Annotated in this window: 14 protein-coding genes; 3 read left to right on the top strand and 11 right to left on the bottom strand. The window is 65.6% G+C overall.

Going from position 1 to position 19,662, the window contains the following annotated elements; all coding sequences use genetic code 11:
* Positions 1–182 precede the first annotated feature (182 nt).
* Positions 183–935 carry a type I methionyl aminopeptidase gene (map, locus tag FG93_RS25095; protein WP_043239991.1) on the bottom strand — a complete coding sequence of 251 codons (753 nt, stop codon included), beginning with the start codon at positions 933–935 and terminating at the stop codon, positions 183–185.
* Between the two features lie 257 nt (positions 936–1,192).
* On the opposite strand from map, the gene FG93_RS25100 reads away from it, so the two are divergent.
* Positions 1,193–1,558 (top strand): VOC family protein, encoded by a 366-nt coding sequence (locus FG93_RS25100; RefSeq protein ID WP_043239993.1) that lies wholly within the window; start codon positions 1,193–1,195, stop codon positions 1,556–1,558.
* A gap of 85 nt (positions 1,559–1,643) precedes the next feature.
* Here the strand turns inward: FG93_RS25100 and FG93_RS25105 are convergent, their stop codons facing one another.
* From FG93_RS25105 to FG93_RS25145, 9 genes are all read right to left on the bottom strand, one after another.
* On the bottom strand, positions 1,644–2,738 hold the full coding sequence (locus FG93_RS25105) for a YihY/virulence factor BrkB family protein (protein WP_161783884.1): 1,095 nt from the start codon (positions 2,736–2,738) through the stop codon (positions 1,644–1,646).
* A 237-nt stretch (positions 2,739–2,975) separates the two neighbouring features.
* The gene (locus FG93_RS25110) at positions 2,976–4,343 is read right to left on the bottom strand and encodes an NAD-dependent succinate-semialdehyde dehydrogenase (protein WP_043239998.1); all 1,368 of its coding nucleotides are present in this window, start codon (positions 4,341–4,343) and stop codon (positions 2,976–2,978) included.
* A 222-nt stretch (positions 4,344–4,565) separates the two neighbouring features.
* Complete coding sequence (locus FG93_RS25115) at positions 4,566–5,480, bottom strand: LysR family transcriptional regulator (protein ID WP_043240001.1); 915 nt, start codon at positions 5,478–5,480, stop codon at positions 4,566–4,568.
* Positions 5,481–5,489: 9 nt separating this feature from the next.
* Positions 5,490–6,569: a YeiH family protein gene (locus tag FG93_RS25120; protein WP_081881856.1), complete on the bottom strand. Its 1,080-nt coding sequence runs from the start codon at positions 6,567–6,569 to the stop codon at positions 5,490–5,492.
* Between the two features lie 437 nt (positions 6,570–7,006).
* Positions 7,007–8,020 (bottom strand): sugar-binding protein, encoded by a 1,014-nt coding sequence (locus FG93_RS25125; protein WP_043240004.1) that lies wholly within the window; start codon positions 8,018–8,020, stop codon positions 7,007–7,009.
* Between the two features lie 39 nt (positions 8,021–8,059).
* Entirely contained in the window at positions 8,060–9,085 is a 1,026-nt protein-coding gene (locus FG93_RS25130) for an ABC transporter permease (protein ID WP_043240213.1), read from the bottom strand.
* A 20-nt stretch (positions 9,086–9,105) separates the two neighbouring features.
* Positions 9,106–9,846 carry an ATP-binding cassette domain-containing protein gene (locus FG93_RS25135; protein ID WP_043240007.1) on the bottom strand — a complete coding sequence of 247 codons (741 nt, stop codon included), beginning with the start codon at positions 9,844–9,846 and terminating at the stop codon, positions 9,106–9,108.
* A gap of 720 nt (positions 9,847–10,566) precedes the next feature.
* Positions 10,567–11,277 (bottom strand): L,D-transpeptidase, encoded by a 711-nt coding sequence (locus FG93_RS25140; RefSeq protein WP_043240008.1) that lies wholly within the window; start codon positions 11,275–11,277, stop codon positions 10,567–10,569.
* 128 nt (positions 11,278–11,405) lie between these two features.
* Positions 11,406–13,511 carry a BTAD domain-containing putative transcriptional regulator gene (locus FG93_RS25145; RefSeq protein WP_052514177.1) on the bottom strand — a complete coding sequence of 702 codons (2,106 nt, stop codon included), beginning with the start codon at positions 13,509–13,511 and terminating at the stop codon, positions 11,406–11,408.
* Between the two features lie 146 nt (positions 13,512–13,657).
* Here FG93_RS25145 and FG93_RS33695 point away from each other — a divergent pair, with 146 nt between their 5' ends.
* On the top strand, positions 13,658–14,032 hold the full coding sequence (locus tag FG93_RS33695; RefSeq protein ID WP_043240011.1) for a DUF1127 domain-containing protein: 375 nt from the start codon (positions 13,658–13,660) through the stop codon (positions 14,030–14,032).
* A 79-nt stretch (positions 14,033–14,111) separates the two neighbouring features.
* Positions 14,112–15,476 (top strand): tetratricopeptide repeat protein, encoded by a 1,365-nt coding sequence (locus FG93_RS25155; RefSeq protein WP_052514195.1) that lies wholly within the window; start codon positions 14,112–14,114, stop codon positions 15,474–15,476.
* 130 nt (positions 15,477–15,606) lie between these two features.
* On the opposite strand, the gene FG93_RS25160 is transcribed toward FG93_RS25155, so the two are convergent.
* Entirely contained in the window at positions 15,607–19,602 is a 3,996-nt protein-coding gene (locus FG93_RS25160) for a Pls/PosA family non-ribosomal peptide synthetase (RefSeq protein ID WP_043240014.1), read from the bottom strand.
* Positions 19,603–19,662 lie beyond the last annotated feature (60 nt).

The raw sequence follows: 19,662 nt of genomic DNA on the forward strand, positions 1-19,662 counted from the left end.
GATACAACCCTGAAGGGATTCCACCTGTTCCCACAAGTGCGAAAGGGCAACACCAAGAACGGAAGGTTACGGCAGGGCAGGGATGCAATGACAGCGAGGCGACGACAGGGTCGCGAACCGTTCACCGCGACATCCCGCACCACCTCAACCCAACCCGACCTTTATCCCGGCCGCTTGCGTTCCTACTGCCCCGGCAGGGTGAGGATCAGCGGTCCGTTGCGGGAGGCAACGACGGTGTGCTCGTATTGGACCGTGAGGGCTCTCGGCTGGCTGTAGAGGGTCCAGGGATCGTCGCCATCTCCGGCGAACGCGGCGCCGAGGGACAGGAAGGGCTCGACGGTGAACACCAGCCCGTCCTGCATGATCCGGCGCTCGGAGGCGTCGGGCCAGGTTGCGATCTCGGTCGGCTCCTCATGCAGTGACAGGCCGACCCCGTGGCTGGCGAGGTTGCGCACCAGCGTGTAGCCGTTCTTGCGCGCGAAGGTGCCCACGGCCCGCCCGATATCGGCCAGCGGCTTGCCGGCGCCGACCTGGCGCAAGCCTGTCCACATCGCCCGGCGCCCGTCCCGGCACAGCCGCTCGACCGCACGCGTCACGGGCGGCACGGCGAAGGACGCTCCCGTATCGGCGAAGTAGCCGTCCTTCTCGGCGGAGACATCGATGTTGACGAGGTCGCCGGGATTGATCCTGCGGGCCCCCGGGATGCCGTGCGCGATCTCTTCGTTGACGCTGATGCAGGTCGCTCCGGGAAAGGCGTAGAGCAATTCCGGAGCCGGACGAGCCCCGGCTGCCTCCAGGTACGCCCGTCCGAGCTGATCGAGCTCGAGCGTGGTCATGCCGGGCTCGATGGCCTTGCCCATCACCGCGAGGGTGTCGGCGACGATGCGCCCGATCTGCTTCAGCCCCGCCAGCTCGTCGTCGCTCGTCACGGTCATGTCGTTACCGTTTGCATGTCGTTACCTTCCGCAAAGCCGCTGCTTCGGCTGGCATCCAGACTGTCCTCTCCTGCACGCGGCTCCGCCGACAGGAACCCTTTGCGCGCGTCGACCGTTCTAGATCACGCTGCGTTTGGACGATGTCGTCCAAACGCAGAAAACGTGATCGAATCTCATAGTTTAGAGCATGCTCTATGCGAAAAACCGTTGCCACTTTTTCGCAGCATGCTTGAGGTCCAGGACAGAGGAGTGTTCAAATGGCATCCGTCCGATACATCGTCGCGGACGTCAACGAGGCGGTCGCGTTCTACCGGGACAATCTCAATTTCAAGATCGACAAGCACAACCCGGGCAAGTTCGCCGCGTTGCTGCGCGACGACCTGACGCTGTATCTCAGCGCCCCGGGCGCCGGGAGCGGTGGCCAGGCCGGCGGCGATCCGAAGCCCGGCGGGTGGAACCGATTCATGATCGTGACGGACGAGATCGATGTCCTCATCGCGCGGTTGCGCCGGGCCGATGCACGATTCCGCGGCGACATCAGCGAGGGCGGCGCCGGCCGCGCCATCCTGCTCGAAGATCCATCGGGCAACGTCATCGAGCTCTTCGAGTTCAAGAAGGACTGAGCCTGACGTCGGGCTGATGGCGGCGGAGCTGGGCGTTAACATCGGCTTTGGCCCGAGAACCGCAATCCACTTTTCGGGCCGATGCTTAGCCCTTGTTGTCGGCTGCGTCGGCACCTCGAAACCCGATGGGCTCCGGCGCGCCTTGCGTCGTGTCCCGCAAGGTCTGGCGCTCGGCTTCCGAATTCAGTTCAGCTCCGACCAGAATGATCGTCGCCGACAGCCACATCCACATCAACAGAGCGACAACCGCGCCGAGCGCGCCATAGGTCTCGTTGTAATCCTCGAAATTCGCGACGTACCAGGAGAAGGCAATCGAGCCGAGGAGCCAGGTCACGCTGGCCAGGATCGCACCGGGGCTGACCCATTTCCACTGTGCGTTGTCGCGGCTCGGCCCGAACCGATAGAGAGCGGAAAGCCCCAGCATCAGGAGGAGGATCAGCGCCGGCCAGCGCCCGAGCCAGAGGAGCCATTCCGCGGCCGCACCCAGATACAGGAAATCCAGCAGCACGGGCACGGCGGCGATGGCACCGAGCGCCAGCAAGGCGAAGAGGAGGATCGCAAGCGTGAAGCCGAGCGTGGTCAGGTTCAGCCGGATGAAGCTGCGTTTTTCCTCCTCGCCATAGGCGACGTTCAACGCATCGAAGAGCGCCTTCACCCCGGCATTCGCGCTCCAGGCCGACAGTCCGAGGCTGATCAGGAACGCCACCCCAAGCCTGGTTTGATCGCCTGTCGCGATCCGGGTGATCTGATCGCGCACGACCTCGAGGGCGCCGGCTGGCAGCAGGCCTTCCGCGATGGCCAGCTGGCCCGCCACCTCGGCGGGATCGGCCACGATCCCATACAGCGAAACGAAGGCGGTGACGGCCGGAAACAGTGCGAGCAGGCCATAGAAGGTCACGCCGGCGGCAACGGCCAGAACCCGGTCCTTCCCGACCTCGCCATAGATTCGTCGCGCGATCGCGACCCAGCCGCCGGCAGGAATCTCGGTCGGCGCCTGCGCATCTCCGCCCTCGCGGAAGTCCGTGTGGCTGCCGCTCTCGATGCGCCCCTTGGCGCTCCCCTTGGTGCTGCCCTGGACGCCCCGCTTGCTGCGCTCCTCGAACTGCATGACGATGATCGATGCCCCAAACCCGATCAGGGCAGCCAATGACAATCGGGCAAGCAGGTGTTGAGCGCGCAATTCGGTCACTCCCAAAGCGGGGGAACGTCGAGCACTCGAAAAAGTTGCGGACCGCGGGGTTTGGGGACCCTGAGGTCTCCCCATCGACAGTGACGGGCTCGCGAGCCGATCAGCTTTCTTCGGCGGCGAACGAACAGCGCGCATCGGCGCGCCGCATCGGAAGAGGGAGGTTGACCGGCCATCGCGCCCGCATGCGAGGACGCCTCAGGTCACCGCTCCCGACCAGGAACAACGCAATCAGTTTGGCCGCATCACGGATTTGAGATTCATGAACTCATGGAGACCGTGCGCGCCGAGTTCTCGGCCGTGTCCAGAGGTCTTGATGCCGCCGAACGGCACCTCAGGCGAGGAAGCAAGCATCTGGTTGATCGCCGTCATGCCCGCTTCGATCTCGCGCACGAAGCGCTCCTGCTCGTCGGCATCATTTGTCCAGACGGACGAACCCAATCCATAGGGAATGGCGTTGGCGATCGCGATCGCATCGTCGATGTCCTCAGCCTTGAACAGCATGGCGATGGGGCCGAATATCTCCTCCTTCATGAGATCGCCATCGAGCGGCACGTCGACCAGGATCCCAGCCGACATGTAGGCGCCCTTTCCCGGCAACGCTTCGCCACCAAACAAGAGCTTCGCGCCCGCCGCCTGCGCGGCGGCAAGCTGAGCGAGCACGGTCTCGCGCTGTTCGAAGCTCGACAGCGGGCCCATGTTCGAACCCGCGTCCATGGGGTCGCCTGCTTTCACCGCTTTCATCCCCGCCGAGAACTTCTCCCGGAACGCGTCGTAGATGTCGGCATGGACGATCATGCGCTTGCCGCAAATGCAGGACTGGCCGCTGTTCTGGATGCGGGCCGTCACGGCCTGCTTCACGGCCTTGTCGAGATCGGCCGAGGGCATGACGATGAACGGGTCGGAACCGCCGAGTTCCAGCACGACCTTCTTGAGCGCCGCGCCCGCCTGCTCGGCGACGGCGCGCCCGGCCGCCTCGCTGCCCGTCAGCGTAGCGGCGACGATGCGCTCGTCTGCGATCAGGCCGGCGACCGAGGAGGACTTGATGGCGAGGTTCTGGAACACGCCGTCGGGTGCGCCGGCGGCAATGACCATCTCCTCCATCAAGGCGGCGACGCCCTGGACGATGCTGGCATGCTTGAGCAGGGCGACATTCCCCGCCAGGAGTGTCGGCGCGAGGAAACGGACGGCCTGCCAGTACGGAAAGTTCCAGGGCATGATCGCCAGCACCGGCCCCTGCGGCAGGTAGTGCACGTCCGCGCGGGCTCCGCTCGCCGTCGCAATCTCGGTCGGTTCGAGCATCTCCGGGCCGTTCTGGGCGTAATGGCGAAAGGCCGCCGCGCTCTTCTGCACCTCGGCGATGGCCGATGCATGGGTCTTGCCCATTTCCCGGACGGCCATCACGGCGAGCTTCTCGCTATGGGCCTCGTATTGCTCGGCGATCCGCTCGAGCAGCATGGCTCGCTCGGCGACCGGGGTGCGGCGCCAGGACCGGAAGGCGGTTGCGGCCTTGGCGATCTTGCTTTCCAGCTCCGGCGCGGTCAGCTCGGGATAGGTGGCGATCTCGTCGCCGGTGGCAGGATTGACGCTGCGAAACATGTCGGCTCCTTGGTCCCTTGCGTGCCGCTTCGGCAGACCTTGCCCAGGCAAGCGCTGATGGCCGAGGCAAGCGCGGATGAATGCACTCTTTCGGCTGGCGTGCGGGTGCCTAGTGAACGTTGCGCCTGCTGAGGTGTTCCTTGGGCGGCGAGGGGAAGCCCCGCGATCAGCGGAGTCCAGCGCGGGCGCTTGCGCGAAATCCAAGCCGGGAGCGATCGGAGATCACGCGTGCCCGCTGCTAGGCTCTTCCGCGCCGGCCTGCTCGCGCAGCAGCGCAAGAAAGGCCTGCGCGGTCCGGCCGACATAGCGCTCCTTGTGCTGCAGGGCGAAGAAGCGGCGTCGCGGCACGGTCGCAGCGACCGCGACCAGTGACCCGGCCTGCAAGGCGGCCGCGACCACCAGGCGCGAGACCACGGTCGCACCGGCTCCGGCCTCCACCGCCGCCCTGACGGCTTCGTTCGAGGGTAATTCGAGCGCGACCTCGAGTTCGTCGAGGCTAAGGCCGTCGCGCGCCAGCAAATCCTCGAACAGCCGGCGCGTGCCCGAGCCCGGCTCGCGCAGGATCCAGGACGTCCCGGGAAAGGCCGAGCTTGCGATCGCCGCCCCGCCGGCCCAAGGATGTCCGCTCGCGACGACCAGCACCATCTCGTCCTCGGCCACCGGCCAGATCGCCAGATGCGGGTCGTCGATCTCGCCTTCGACGATGCCGAGATCGGCGAGCCCATCATGGACGGCCTCAGCGACACTTTGCGTGTTGCCGATCGTCAGCGGCGTCTCGATGCCGGGATAGCGCGTCCGGAAGGCGTGCAGCAGCGGCGGCAGCCAGTAATTGGCGACGGTCTGGCTCGCGGCGAAGGCAAGCCGGCCGCGCTTCAGCCCGGCGAGATCGGCCAAGACCGCCTCGGCCGAGGCGGCGCGGGAGAGCACGGCACGCGCCTCGGCCAGGAAGAGCCGGCCGGCATCGGTCAGCGTGATGCGCCGGCCGATGCGATCGAACAGTTTGACCGCATGGCGCATTTCCAGCGCCGCGACCGCCGCGCTCGTCGCCGACTGGGTGAGGTTGAGCTCGGTCGCGGCCTTCGTGACGTGTTCGCGCTCGGCGACCGCCACGAAGATCCTGAGCTGTTCGAGCGTCATCGCGATCCCTCAGGCCGTGAGCTTCACCAGCATCAGACTGAATGACGCGATGAAAAGGAAGGCCGCAAGCCCGAGCAGGAGAGGGCGCAGGCCCTTGGCCCTGAGCTTGGCGATGTCGGTCTCGAGCCCCATGGCGGCCAGCGCCATCGAGAGCAGGAAGCTGGTGGCGGGAACGATCAGCGATTTGGCCTCCGCCGGCACGCCGACTGCGCTGTTGAGGCCGACCATCGCGACAAAGCCGAGCACGAACCACGGCATCGGCGGCCTGGCCTGGCTGGCGCCATGGCCGGCATGGCGGGCCCGGCGCGCGGCGACGAGCCCCAGGCCCATCACCACGGGTGCCAGCATCATGACGCGCGACAGCTTGGCGATGGTGCCGAACTCGCCGGCCTGCTGCCCGTCCTGGAAGGCGGCCGCGACGACCTGGGCGATCTCGTGGATCGAGGCGCCGCTCCACAGGCCATAGGCCTGCGGAGCGAGATGCAGCAGGCCGGGCAGCAGGGGATAGGCGAACATCGCGAGCGAGCCGAAAACGGTGACGCAGGCGACCGCGTAGGCGACATCCTCGTCAGGCGCGTTGGTCACCGTGTTGGTCGCGATCACGGCCGAGGCGCCGCAGATCGCGGTTCCGGCCGCGATCAGTTCGGCGAGCCTGCGCTCGACGCCGAGCAGGCGGCCGAGCCGGATCGTGAAGAGCAGGGTCGCGACCAGGGTCAGCGCGATCAAGGCGATGCCGCTGAGGCCGACCTGCATGACCTGCGCCACCGTCAGCTGCAGGCCGAGCAGGATGATTGCCAGCCTGAGCAGCTTGCGCAGCGCGACCATGACGCCGGGCCTGGCGCGGAGGGGCGTGCCGATGAGATTCTGGAAGGCGATGCCGAGGACGATGGCGAGGATCATCGGGCTGAAGGCCCCGATGCCGGGCACGTGCCTGAGCCCGAACGCGGCACCGGCAATTCCCGCCGTCAGCACCAGGCCGGGCCAGATCGCCGGTTCCGGCGCGCTGCGGCGGACCGCGCCCGCCGCAGCGCGCAGTCCGCCGGTTTTCGCCGCTTCAGTCGGGTGGGCGGTGCGTGCTGCAGCGGTCATTGCCAGGCTCCTGAGGCTCCCGCCGTGATCGCATCCGTTGATCGTTCGATCCAATTTATTGTATTTCTGGAAATAATCGACTGGATCGATTGATCCAACGATGCGCGTGATCGCCGGGGGAGACGCAGAGCCGTGCTCAGCGAGGGCCCGAGCGAAGGATGAATCCGGCTGAAACCAAGCGGCAGCGATCGCCCATCCCGCGCGTTCGGAGATCATCCATTGCAGGCCAGAGCGGGAAGACATCCCGCTCTGGCCGGGGTCTCATCCGGCTCTGGATCGTCGGACCGGATATCGTATCCGGTTCGATGATCTAACCCTTTGTGTTTGCATCGGCTTTGCCCCGAAAACCGCAATCCACGTTTCGGGCCGATGCTCCAGCTCTTAGTTTTATCGCATTTTCTTCACGCGAACCGGTGTCCACTTCGCTCGAAAATGCTCTAGCTGCCGGCGCCAACGCAGCTCGCGGCATTCTGCGGCGTGCAGACGTCGAGGCCAGTATAAGTCGGATCCTTCGGAGCGGGCTTGCCGTCCTTCATGTCCTTCAGGAACAGCATGGTCTTGTAGCCCATCTCGAAGGGGCGCTGACCGACTTGCCCCTTGGACAGGCCTGCCTTCAGAAGATCCATCTGGACGGGCAGCGTATCTGCGACGACGAGCGCAAGCGAGCCGTCATCGATGCGGGCCTTATACTTCTCTGCGACCTTGCGATACGCTTGAGGGATGAACTGCGGGAAGCCGCCGGTCGGCACGAAGGCATCGAGCTTGGGGTTCTTGCCGAGCGTATCTTCCATCTGCTGCACCGACAGCGGGAAATCGTCATTGGTATAGAGCGGGCAACCCGCCACCTCGGTCCAGCCCTTTTGGCCGGAGAGCCTTGTACCAGGCGCGGAGGCAGATTTCGCGCCAGAAAGCGTATCGCGAATCCCTTGCATGCGCTCGTTATGGTTTGCCGCCGCTGCACCCCCCGATTGGATGCAGATCGTGCCGCCCTTCGGTTTGATCTGCTGGACGATCTTCGCGAGATTGACGCCAATGTCATAGTTATACGTGCCGACATAGGCGGTGCGCAGGGGCTTGTCCTTCGCAAGCAGGTCGGAATCCCAGGTCAGAACCGGAATTCCCGCTTTTTTTGCGCCCTCGAGCGCCTTTCCCATCGCGGCTGCATTTGACGGGGAGACGGCGATGCCATCGACCTTCTTGGCAATGAGATCGTTGATGACCTGGACCTGCTCATCGCCGCCGCCATGCTCGCCAGGCCCGATATAAAGGCACTCGATCGCGCCATTGAGCTCCTTCTCGGCCTTCTTGCAGCCGTCGCGGGCTTGATCGAAGAAAGGATTGTTCATGTTCTTGGGAACCAGGGCGAAGACGTATTTCTTGCCCTGAGACTGGGCTTCTCCTCCAACAGCGAGCAGTGCGAGCGCGGCGACACTTAAAGTCAGCGTTTTCATGAGCCTCTCCTCCTGGTGGTTATTATTGTTCGGTCTTCATCACGCCGAACCCTTGCCGCGGATCCGCTGCAGCAGAACCGCCAATACGATGAACAGGCCGACGAAGGCGCCCTGCCAGTTGGAATCGACCCCGGCCATGAGAAGGGAATTGCGGATCACCTCGATGAGTGCAGCCCCGATCACGGCGCCGTACGCTCCGCCTTGGCCACCCATCAGATCCGCGCCGCCGATCACGGTCGAAGCGATCACCCGCAATTCATAGCCTTGTCCGAGCGCATTGATGGCGGAGCCTTGCCAGCCGACGATGAGAACGGCGCTCAGTGCGGCTGTCAGCCCCGAGACGATATAGGCCTGCAGCTTGATCCGCTTGACCGGCACGCCCGTCAGGCGGGCAGCGTTCTCATTGCTTCCGATGGCGTAGAGATAATTGCCCCAGCCGGTGAAGTTGAGGATGATGCTGAACATGATGGCCAGGACGAGCAGCACCCAGACCGGGTTGGCAATGCCGAAGATGGAACCGCCACCGATCGCGTTGAACGTGTCTCCCCAAGGCCCGAATTCGTAGATCATCTTGTTTTCGGACAGGACGATGGCCAGCGATCGGGCCCCGGACAGCATCCCGAGCGTGACAACGAAGGCCGGGAGGCCGACATAGGAGATCAGCACACCATTCACGACCCCGACCAGCATGCCGGTGAGAAGACCGGCGAGGATCGCAAGCACCCAATGCCCCTCGGCCTGGAGGACGAGTCCGCAGACGACGCCGGCGAGCCCCATGATGGACCCGACCGACAAATCGATGCCGCCCGTGAGGATGACGGCCGTCATGCCGATCGCCATGATGCCGATGAAGGCGAAATTTCGCGTGATGTTGAAGAAGTTGTCGGCCGAGGCAAACGCGTCCGGTTGATACCATGTCATCGCGAGTGCCATGGCGATGAGGGCGATCGTCACCCAGAAGGGCTGGCTGGAGAGCAGCTTCTGCAGGAGGCTCCGCTCCTTGAGGCCCGTGACGTCCTCGATGGCGACGCTGCTCGGAATCGGGCGGATCGTGGCGCTCGACATGGGGGGCTCCTTGCGCAGCATCAGGCCGCCTGGATGGCGCCGGTGATCAGTCCCGTCACCTCTTCAGGAGAACTCGATGCAATCGCCTTGTCCGCGACCTTGCGTCCTCGCCTCATCACGACCACCCGGTCACAGACGGCGAACACGTCCGGCATGCGGTGGCTGATGAGGACAACTGCGATACCGCGATCCTTGAGCCGGTGGATCAGGTCCAGCACCTCGGCGACCTGACGAACGCTGATGGCCGCTGTCGGCTCGTCCATGAGCACCATCTTCGCGTTGGCAAGGCGTGTCCGCGCAATCGCCACAGCCTGGCGCTGGCCGCCCGACATCAGTTTCACGAGATCGCGGGGGCGGGTCTCCGACTTGAGCTCCTTGAACAGTTCTGCGGCGCGGGCATACATCGCCTTGTAGTCAAGGATCTCGAGGGGACCGATGCGGCGCTTCAATTCGCGCCCGAGGAAGACATTGGCGGCCGCAGTCAGATTGTCGCACAGGGCGAGATCCTGATAGACGACCTCGATCCCGTCAGTCCGGGCGTCGACCGGCCTGCGAAAGTGTTTGACGATGCCGTCAAGGCGAAGCTCTCCCTCGGACGGAAGAAAATTGCCGGCGACAATCTTCACCAATGTCGATTTGCCCGCACCATTGTCGCCCATCAGGCCGACGACCTCACCGGCATTGATCGCCAGATCGATGCCTTTGAGTGCTTCGATCGCACCGAAATGCTTTGAGATACCGTGAAGCTCCAGCAGCGGCATAGGTCGATTCCATCCCTGTTCTGAGGCGTGGCTCTGCTTCGGTCACTGGCTCAAACGGCGATAGTCCATGTCCTTCGGATTCATTGCTGCATTCTATTGTAGTAAAAATTTTATCGAATCTGGTAATCGGTTGAAATAAAGGATTTAAACTTTATAATACAATTCCGATCAGTGAATGTCACTTCGACTTAATGATTTATCTCGAATACAGATTGCATTTTGTGAACTGTTTCCAGACTGGCAACGCCTAATATTGGAGAAGGGTAGATGTCGGCGCGCGCCACAATGATCGCGCAGATACACGCCTGCGCCTCTACTGTCATAAGCACGCGAACGAGGGCGTCTGCTGTGCCTCATGCCCTTTTCCTCGAAACGCGTTCTCGGTGGAAGGCTTCGAACAAAATCTTACGCTCAATAAATGGCTTCGTCATTCACCGGTGGCCGCCCTCTCAATCCTTGGCTCATCCTCGCGGAGAGCTTGGGATTCTCGGTCGAGCCGGAGCCAGGTTTGGAGCTGGCCGGTTTGCCAATGCCAAGAGCAGGCTGGCCAACGCAGAGAGCAGGAGCGCTCATCTGCCGGCCTCTACATCACCCTCTTCAATATTCGGATGCTGGCGACCTCCAGGGGATCGCCACCCCACACTCGCTGTGCCTTCAACGAACGATCTGTTCTTGGCGCTGCCCGCACGGGCAGCGCCCGGACCGGGGACTGACCGTTGCCTATGCCGGCAGGACGACCACCTTCGTCTTGACCGGCGTTTGCGAGTACAGGTGCATCATGTCCTGACTGAGCAGGCCGACACAGCCGCTCGTGACGCCTGAGCCGATGGATTCGGGGTCGCTGGAGGCGTAGATCGTGTAGAGCGTGTAGGCGCCGTTCTGATAGAGATAGAGCGTGCGGGCGCCGAGCGGGTTTTCGAGGCCGCCCGGCATGCCGCGGGCGTATTTGGCAACCTCGGGCTGGCGCTTGATCATCTCCTTGGGCGGTGTCCAGGTCGCCCATTCGGCCTTGCGGCCGATATAGGCGTCACCGCTCCACCGGAACCCGTCGCGGCCGACATTGGCACCATAGCGGGTGGCGGATCCGTCGTTCTCGACGCGGTAAACATAGTAATTGCCGGGATCGACGATAATCGTACCGGGCGCTTCCTTGGTGTCGTAGCGAACGGTCCGGCGATAATATTTCGGATCGACCTTGCTGACATCGACCGCCGGGATCGGGAATTTCTCTTCAGGCACCGGCCCGTAGACCTTGGCCGCCTCGGCGAGGCTCATGCCGTCGGATGTCACGCAACCGCCTAGCCCGAGCGCGCCGAGACCGGCGGCCGAGCCGACCAGAAACGACCGGCGGTCGAGAAGTCCCGCCCGTCGCCCGATCAGAGCGCTCTCGTCCTTCTTGCCGGAATCGGCATTGCCTCCATCGATGATCATGTTTTTGGACTTCCCATGTCTTGCTGCCCGACGAGAGAATACTCCGGCATACTCCCGCTCAGCGTCTTGCTGAGCAGACATTGCCGACACATGGCTCGACTGGCAAGCTCTGGCCTTCGCTGCAGCGCTCAACGGGCGCGGGACGCAATCGTGTCTCCGTCGATTTCGATGCCCGCGGCCCGAAGATTAACCCAAACGCGGTTGCGCATTGGTTCAGGGGCGTGTGCGACGAGCCGCCCAAATCCCTCCAGCGAAAAGCCGGGCTCAACGCGCAGCGTCTCGCGCGCAACCTGCTTCGCCTCGTCAGCTTGGCCGAGTTCGATCAACGCACAACAGAGGGCAAGCCGCGACCAGGTATCCGCCCACTGCAATTGCGTCGCGCTGCGCGCCGCCCTCTCGGCCGAGACATAGTCGCCCAGCCTGAAATGGCAGAAGGACCGCAATGTCAGGAACATGCAGCGGAGCGGGTCCTTGGGGCTTAGCCTGAGCGCCAGGTCGATTTCGGACAAGGCTTCCCTGGGCCTGTCTGCGTAGACGAACGCTTGCGCCAAACCGAAACGCGCCTGGGCAAAGCCCGGGTTCATCTCGGTCGCCAGTTGCAGATGATGCAGGGCGCCGCCGATATCGCCGGCGAGCGTTAGCAATCGCCCAATCACCACATGGCAAAAGACATTGCTGCCATCGAGCGAGATGGCAGCCTGAGCATGTTTCAATCCCTCAGTCAGCGCGACGCGGGCATCAGGCACGAAATACCACACCGCCTTGACGAAGGCAGCGTAGCCGAGCCCGGCATGCGGCAGGGCAAAATCCGGGGCGCGCTCCAGGGCTTGCCGAAACAGCGCCTCGCCTTTGACGATATCCTCCCGCGTGAAGCGGTAGACATGCCAGAGACCGCGATGGAACTGCTCCCAGGCGTCCAGCTCGCTCGGCAGCTTGCGTGCGGCGCGCTCCCGTTCCTCCTGGCGGACCTCGGCATCGAGGCTGCCGATGATGCTGGCGACAATCTCATCCTGTACCGCGAAGATGTCGGCGAGGTCGCGGTCGTAGCGCTCCGCCCAGATGCATCGGTTCCCGAGAGCGTCGATCAATTGCGCAGTGACGCGCAAACGCCCTCCGATGCCGCGAAGGCTGCCTGCCAGGGCGTAGCGCACCGAGAGTTCCGCGGCCGCGGCCGCGGCGGTCTCGGGCCGGCCGGAGAACAGTGAGCTCGACTGCCGCGAGATGACGGAGAAATCCCGGCGCCTGGACAGTTCGGTGATGATGTCCTCGGAGAAGCCCTCGGCCATGAAGTCCTGCTCGGCCTGGCCGTTCAGGTTCACGAAAGGCAGCACGGCAATGGCGAAATTGCGGGGGACGCGCCGGTCGGCGTCGTCCGGGGCCGATTTCTCTCCCGCAGTGGCCGGCATCGGCCGGGCTTCGCCGTCGGCGGCGACGATCCGCCTTGCGAGGTCCGCCGTCTCCGCCGAAGGCTCGACGCCGAGTTCGCGCTTCAGGACGTCGCGGCACGCCTGGAACTGCACCATCGACCGGGAGCGTTCCCCGGCCGCCGCAAAGAGGCGCATCGCCAGGCGATGGCTCTGCTCGCGCAAGGGATCGAGCGCGACCAGTCTCTGTGCGAGCGCGAGCGCCTTGCCGGTCCGCCCTGCCTCCTCGTGCGCCGCGATCGCCTTCTGGGCCGCGGTCTGCGCCAAGCCAAGGCAGCGCGTCCGTTCGAAGGCCAGCCATTCATCGAACGCCTCGGATGGTGAGATCGCGCCTTCCAGCAAGTGCGAACTCAGCACGGTTTCCAGCGCTTCCTCGGAAAGCTCGGCCACGCCGGCCGCCGCCTCTGCAAGTCGATCGACATCGACGGAGACCAGTCCTGCTGCCAGCGCCAGCATGTCCCGCTCGCCCTTCAACGCATCGGTCCCCAGGGCTTTCCGGATCGCCGCGAGCGTGTTGCGCAGGCTCCCGCGCGCCTGTTCGTCGAGCCTGTCGCCCCAAAGCAGCAGGCCGAGTTTCTCGCGGGAATGCGAGCGCCCGGCTGGCAGGGCGAGGTAGGCGAGGAGCAGTTGCGCCTTTCGCGTCGGCAGGCCGACCGGAGCGCCGTCGCGGAGCCGCAGCTCGAAGCCGCCGAGCAGGTCCAGCGCGAAGGCCGGGCTTTCCGTTGCAGGATCTTGGCTCGCAGGAACTTGGTTTGCAGGAACTTGGCTTGCAGGATGTTGGCTTGCAGGATCTTGGCCGGACTGTACCACGCAGGCGTCCTCTCGCGCGAATTCCCGATGATTTAACGCAGTTTTCACGCCGCTTCTACGTGCGCCTGACGCAGCGTCTCTAAACCCATCTCCAACGCCGCTGCGCTCTTGAACGAACGGGGCGGCGTCCACCCCAGGAGGACCAGATGTACGCTCTCAATAACGATTTCTTCTACGACATCGACGACCTGACCGATGTGATCAGGCTGCGCCGGAAAACACTGCTCGACCGCCTGGTCGGGCGCTACGCCTCCGGGCACATTCCGGGCGGCCGGTTTCCCTACGACGTTCCCGGGCCCTTCGGCGCCGTTCCCGCCGCTCCGGTGCGTCGTCCCTTTCTCGGACGGCTGGCCGACTGGCTGAAAGCGCTGGCAAGCGCCATGGCGCATCAGAACCAGCTGCGCCGCGCGGCGCTGGAGATGTCGCGGCTCGACGACAGGATGCTGAAGGATATCGGCATCACCCGGACCGAAATCGAGGCCGCCGTCTCCGGAGCGCTGACCTTCAGCCTTTGCGACTGAGCATCCGTTGTGAACCGGCCGCCGCAGCGCGTCGGCCGGATCGTCCCAACCCTTGTTCCTGCACGAGGAAGCGACAGCCATGTCCATCACCGATATCCGTGGTCAGATTCTCTCGGGCGCCACGCCGGAGGCCGCCATCGGCTATTCCGACGCCGTCAGCCAGTTCGCCATGTTCTCCGGAGATCCCATTGCCGCCGCCGATCGCTTGATCGAGCGCGAGCCCGGTCTCGTCATGGCGCATGCCTTGAGGGCCTGGCTCTACCTTCTCGGCGGAGAACCGGCAGGCAGGCCTGCCGCCCATGCCGCGATCGAGAGCGCCAGGGTTCTGCCGGCGACCCTTCAGGAACGCGGCCATCTTGCCGCGCTCGGGCATCTCGCCTCGGGACGTCTGCATGAGGCTTCGCGCGTGATCGAAGATGTCGCGATCGAGCAGCCTCTCGATCTGCTGGCCCTCATTGCGGGGCATCAGCTCGACTTCTTCACCGGCAATGCCCGCATGCTCAGGGACCGGATCGCGCGGGCATTGCCGGCTTGGTCGAAGGGGGTTCCGGGCCGGCATTCGGCGCTCGCGATGTATGCCTTCGGACTGGAGGAGAACGGCCAGTATGGCCTCGCGGAACAGAACGGCCGTATCGCGATCAGCGACGAGCCGCGCGACGGTTGGGCACGCCACGCCGTCGCCCATGTCCTGGAGATGGAAGGGCGGCATGACGAGGGCATCGCCTTCATGCGCGAGGACCTGCCAAGCTGGACGACGAACAGCTTCCTGGCTGTCCATAACTGGTGGCATCTGGCGCTCTATCACCTCGAGCTCGGCCAGATCGACGAGGTACTCGAACTGGTCGACGGGCCGATCACGAGCATCGCCGAGCCGCAGCTGCTCGACCTGATCGACGCTTCTGCGATGCTGTGGCGCCTGCATCTACGCGGGGTCGAGCTCAGCCAGCGCTGGCACGTCCTGGCTCGACGTTTTGAGGCGATCTGGGGCGCTGGCGGTTACGCGTTCAATGACCTCCATGCGATCATGGCGTTCATCGGCGCCGGCCGCCGCGACCTGGTGGAGAATACGCTGCAGCAGCAGGCCTTCGCGATGCTCTCCGCCAGCGACAATGCCGGCTTCGCCGGGGATGTCGGCTATCCCTTGATGAAAGCGTTCGCGGCCTTCGGCGAGGGCCGATATGGCGAGGCCGTCCGCCTGATCCGGCCGGTCAGAAGCATCGCCGCACGCTTCGGCGGCAGCAACGCCCAGCGCGACATCATCGACCTGACGCTGATCGAGGCGGCGTTCCGAGCGGGCGACCGGCCGCTGGCAAGAGCGCTCGCCGCAGAGCGGGTCGCGGCGAAGCACGAAAGCCCTCTCGCACAGCTCTTCGCCCGGCGTGCCGGAACCCAGGAATGCGGCGACTGTCGAACCGTTGCGTGTGCGAAGTCCAAGGCCGCGTAGATGTGAGCTTTCACTATGCGAAATGGGGCGTCGATGCGCTTGATTCGCCGAAGGACGACCCGCGTCTCGGGCGACGGGAGCCCGGCAAGGCCGCCCGCGCATGGCGGCGCTTCCGCTGGACGATGTCGCGTCAGGCCGGTGCGGCGGGGGCGCCGGCCCATTCGGTCCGTGCCGGGATCGCCTCGCCCTTCATCACGATGGTGAGCAGGCCGAGCCGGGCGTGGTCGCCGACGCGGGTGTCGTAGAGCACCGTGGTCAGTCCGCCGAGGACGCAGCCGCGGCCGATCTCGATGCGGCCGACCTTCATCACCCTGTCCTCGAAGAGATGGGTCTGGAGGTTGGCGGTCGCGTTGATCGCGGCATGGTCGCCGATACTGACGCAGTCGAACTCGGTGATGTCGGTCGAGTCGAGATAGACGCCCTGGCCGAGCTTCACGCCGAACAGGCGCAGCGCCCAGGGCAGCATCGGCGTGCCGCGCAGCGCATTGAGCAGGATCGCGCCGGCGGTGCCCCAGTAGAGCGTCGTCATCGCCTCGGTGCGCAGCGCCCACCAGGACCAGAGGCCGCGATTGCCGGGCCGGTAGACGCCCATCAGCAGCCATTTCACCAGCAGCACGGCGGTCGCCAGGGCAATCGAGGTGCCGACAGCGCAGGCGACGAAGACCGGGGCAAACGCGCCCCAGCCGCGGGCGCTTTCGAGGGCGGGGAAGAGGAAGAGCTCGGCCGTGATGGTGCCCAGCGTGATGAACATCATCGTCGGCATCGAGGCGCTGAACAGTTCGAGGACGGCTCGCAGGATGCGGCGCCGGAGCGGAGGCCGGAAGGTCTGGGCGATGTCGGCATCGTCGAAGCGCTGGCGCGAGGGCAGCAGGATCGGCGGGCTGCCGAAGCGGGTCTCGCCGGGCTGCATCGCCATGTCGGTGGGCGGCTTCGACTTGATGCCGAGCAGCGAACCCGTCGGCAGGACGGCGCCGGGCGGTACCACCGCGTCATTGCCGATGAAGACCTGATCGCCGGTGCGCACCGGCTTCGCGGTCATCCAGCCGCGGCGGACGTCCTCGTCGCCAAGCACGACCTCGTCGGCGACAAAGCAGCGCGCGCCGATCTCGATCATGTCGTAGCGGCCGCCGAAATTGGTGGCGATCTCGGTGTCCTTGCCGATCTTCGCGCCCATCATGCGGTACCAGAGCGGCATGTAGAGCGTGGAGAACAGCGAGGACAGGCTCTGGAGCATCACCTCCGAGGCGAGTCCCACGGTCCATTTGCGCAGGCCGTAGCCGGAGGCGACGGCATGCGTGCCCTCGACCGAGCGCGGCAGCACGAGCCAGCGGATCGCGGTGACGAGCAGGACGGTGGCGAGCATCAGCACCATTGCGGTCGGCCAGGCGATGACCGGCAGGACCCAGCGATAGTCGATGCCGACCAGTTCCTGCAGCGGCCCGTCGAAACGGTCGAGAATGAAGAAGGCCGGGAAGATCGGCAGCAGCGCCAGCGCCGGCATCACCAGCAGCATGGCGCAAAAGAAGACGGTCTGCAGCGCCCTGATCGGCACGGAGGGCTGCGGGGCGGGCTCGGGCCAGGCTGCGGGATCGACCAAGCCGATGCGACGGCCGGGCGAACCGTCCCAGTGCTCAAAGGCGCCGACGCGGCTGCCTGCGGCGAGCGCGGTCAGATCGGCGAGCTCGGCGCCTTCGCCGATCACCGTGTCATGGCCGATGGCGCAGGAGGTGCCGAGATAGGCGTCCTTGCCGATCGCGATCGTGCCGATCACCAGCTCGTTGCCGATCACCTCGGCATTGGCGAGGCAGAGCTTGCCGCCGAGCGTGACGTCGTCGCCGATCTCGACGAGGTCGATCGCGCCGGCCTCGAAGCCGCTGACGAAGACGCCCTTGCCGACCCTGGCGCCGAGGAGACGCATAGCGAAGCTGGCCAGCGGCGTGCCCTGCATCAGGCTGAGATGGACCATCGAGACGAACTGGCGGGCGAGCCACCAGCGGAAGAAATAGACGCCCCAGAGCGGATAGCGGCCGGGCCGCGTGCGCCAGAGCACCAGGCGCTTGCCGACGATGCCGGCGATCATCACCGAGAGCGTGACGAGCGCGTAGACGCCCATCATCAGCAGGATCTCGCGCAGCTCGATGCGCCCGTCGGTCGTGATCAGCTCGTAGATGACGTAGATCGTCAGCCAGGGGCCGGTCAGCGCCAGCAGCAGCACCGGCATGCAGGCGAGCTGAGCCAGCCCGCAGCACAGGCGACGCAGCAGCGGCGGCGGCGCGAAGGAGAGATCGCGCACTGGGCGGCCCAGATCGGCCTGCCTGCGCTCGTCGAGCCGGGCGGCGATCGCGCGCAGAGTGCGCAGGCTGTAGACGTCCTCCAGCGTGATGCTCGGCAGGTCGGGATTGGCACGCACCCCGGCGAGGAAGGTGGCGGCCAGCAGCGAATGGCCGCCGAGATCGGCGAAGAAGTCGGCCTCGAACCCGATCGTCTGGCCCGGGAAGAGCGGCCTGGCGGCGTCGAGCAGGGCGGATTCGGTCGCGCTCCGCGGCTCCTCCTGTTCCTCCGCGGAGGCCGCCATCGTCAGCGGCGCCGCCTTCAGCGCCTTGCGGTCGGCCTTGCCCGAGGTCAGGCGCGGCAGGCTCGCCATCTCCTCGAAATGCGAGGGCAGCATATAGGGCGGCAGGGTCTCCTTCAGGGCGGTGCGCACTGCCGCACGGTCGAAGGCGGTCGCGGTGTCGCTCACCACGAAGGCGACCAGCCGGTCGATGTCGTCGTCGCGGCGCAGCACCACGGTCGCCTGCGCGATGCCGGGCAGGTCGCAGAGCCTGGCCTCGATCTCGCCGAGCTCGAGGCGGAAGCCGCGCAGCTTGACCTGATCGTCGATGCGGCCGTGGAAGAGGATCTTGCCCTTCTCTGAGATGCTGACCGCATCGCCCGAGCGGTAGAGCACCGGGTCGGTGCCGTCGCCGCCGAACGGATTGGGGATGAACTTCTCGGCGGTGAGCTCGGGACGGCCGAGATAGCCCGCGGCGACGCCGGGGCCGCCGATCAAGAGCTCGCCCTCGGTGCCGGGGCCGACGATCGCCATCTCCTCGTCGACGACATAGCAGGTGTAGTTCGGGATCGGCAGGCCGATGGTCACCGCCTCGTCCGGCGTGACCTCGTCGACGGTGGCGACGACGGTGGCTTCGGTCGGACCGTAGGAGTTGAAGACCTTGCGGCCCGGGCGGCACCAGCGCTGGCGAACGGCGGGCGGGCAGGCCTCGCCGCCGAGGATGATGATGCGCAGGCTCGGGATGTCCTGCGGCATCATGGCGAGCAGCGTCGGCACGGTGTCGAGCACGGTGATGCCGGCCTCACTCATCGATGCGGGCAGACGCTCGACCTCGCCCAGCACCTGCGCCGAGGCGACCCAGAGCGTCGCGCCGACGAGATAGGGGACGAAGATCTCCTCCAGCGAGAGATCGAAGGCGACGGAGGCGCCCTGGAAGGAGATGTCGTGCGCCGCCATGCCGTAGACGAGGTTCGACGAGCGCAGATAGTGGCAGATGTTGCGATGGGCGATGACGATGCCCTTGGGCTTGCCGGTCGAGCCCGAGGTGTAGATCGCATAGGCCGGGCTCGCCGGCGTCACGCCCTCAGCGCGCGGATCGACCGGCGGGGCCTCGGTGCCGGCGGCGATCAGGTCGCGGCAGCCCGCAGCCTCTGCGGGCAGCTCCCGGTCGAGCTTCGCGCGGGTGGCGTCGTCGACGACGACGACCCGGGCCTCGCAATCGGCGAGGCATTCACCGATGCGCTCGGGCGGGGCGTCGGCGTCGAAGGGGATATAGGCCGCGCCGGCCTTGAGGATGCCGAGCAGCGCGACATGCAGGTCGAGCGAGCGGGACATCCACAGGCCGACGAAGGCACCGGCCGTGACGCCGCGCGCTCGCAGCGCGCGCGCCACCATGTCGGCCCGGGCGTCGAGCTCGGCATAGCTGACGCGCTCGCTGCCGAAGATGATGGCTGTATGCTCGGGGGTCCGCCTGACGGATGCCTCGAAGATCTCGCCGAGCAGTTCGTCGCGCAGGAGCGACGGCTCCACGGCACCCACGAGCTTTCCGGCACCGCGCCCGACGATGGCGTGCATGATCCGCTTCCCCCCAGCTCGCAAGGCTGAGCTGCCTGTGCGAGACCGGAATTTGCTAGC

Source organism: Allobosea sp. LC85, assembly GCF_000735605.1.
GTDB lineage: Bacteria > Pseudomonadota > Alphaproteobacteria > Rhizobiales > Beijerinckiaceae > Allobosea.

What these genes read in the sequence shown, in the direction of transcription:
- map (WP_043239991.1), bottom strand. Translation starts at nt 935, where the DNA reads ATGACCGTGACGAGCGACGACGAGCTGGCGGGGCTGAAGCAGATCGGG.
- FG93_RS25100 (WP_043239993.1), top strand. Translation starts at nt 1,193, where the DNA reads ATGGCATCCGTCCGATACATCGTCGCGGACGTCAACGAGGCGGTCGCG.
- FG93_RS25110 (WP_043239998.1), bottom strand. Translation starts at nt 4,343, where the DNA reads ATGTTTCGCAGCGTCAATCCTGCCACCGGCGACGAGATCGCCACCTAT.
- FG93_RS25115 (WP_043240001.1), bottom strand. Translation starts at nt 5,480, where the DNA reads ATGACGCTCGAACAGCTCAGGATCTTCGTGGCGGTCGCCGAGCGCGAA.
- FG93_RS25120 (WP_081881856.1), bottom strand. Translation starts at nt 6,569, where the DNA reads ATGACCGCTGCAGCACGCACCGCCCACCCGACTGAAGCGGCGAAAACC.
- FG93_RS25125 (WP_043240004.1), bottom strand. Translation starts at nt 8,020, where the DNA reads ATGAAAACGCTGACTTTAAGTGTCGCCGCGCTCGCACTGCTCGCTGTT.
- FG93_RS25130 (WP_043240213.1), bottom strand. Translation starts at nt 9,085, where the DNA reads ATGTCGAGCGCCACGATCCGCCCGATTCCGAGCAGCGTCGCCATCGAG.
- FG93_RS25135 (WP_043240007.1), bottom strand. Translation starts at nt 9,846, where the DNA reads ATGCCGCTGCTGGAGCTTCACGGTATCTCAAAGCATTTCGGTGCGATC.
- FG93_RS25140 (WP_043240008.1), bottom strand. Translation starts at nt 11,277, where the DNA reads ATGATCATCGATGGAGGCAATGCCGATTCCGGCAAGAAGGACGAGAGC.
- FG93_RS33695 (WP_043240011.1), top strand. Translation starts at nt 13,658, where the DNA reads ATGTACGCTCTCAATAACGATTTCTTCTACGACATCGACGACCTGACC.
- FG93_RS25155 (WP_052514195.1), top strand. Translation starts at nt 14,112, where the DNA reads ATGTCCATCACCGATATCCGTGGTCAGATTCTCTCGGGCGCCACGCCG.
- FG93_RS25160 (WP_043240014.1), bottom strand. Translation starts at nt 19,602, where the DNA reads ATGCACGCCATCGTCGGGCGCGGTGCCGGAAAGCTCGTGGGTGCCGTG.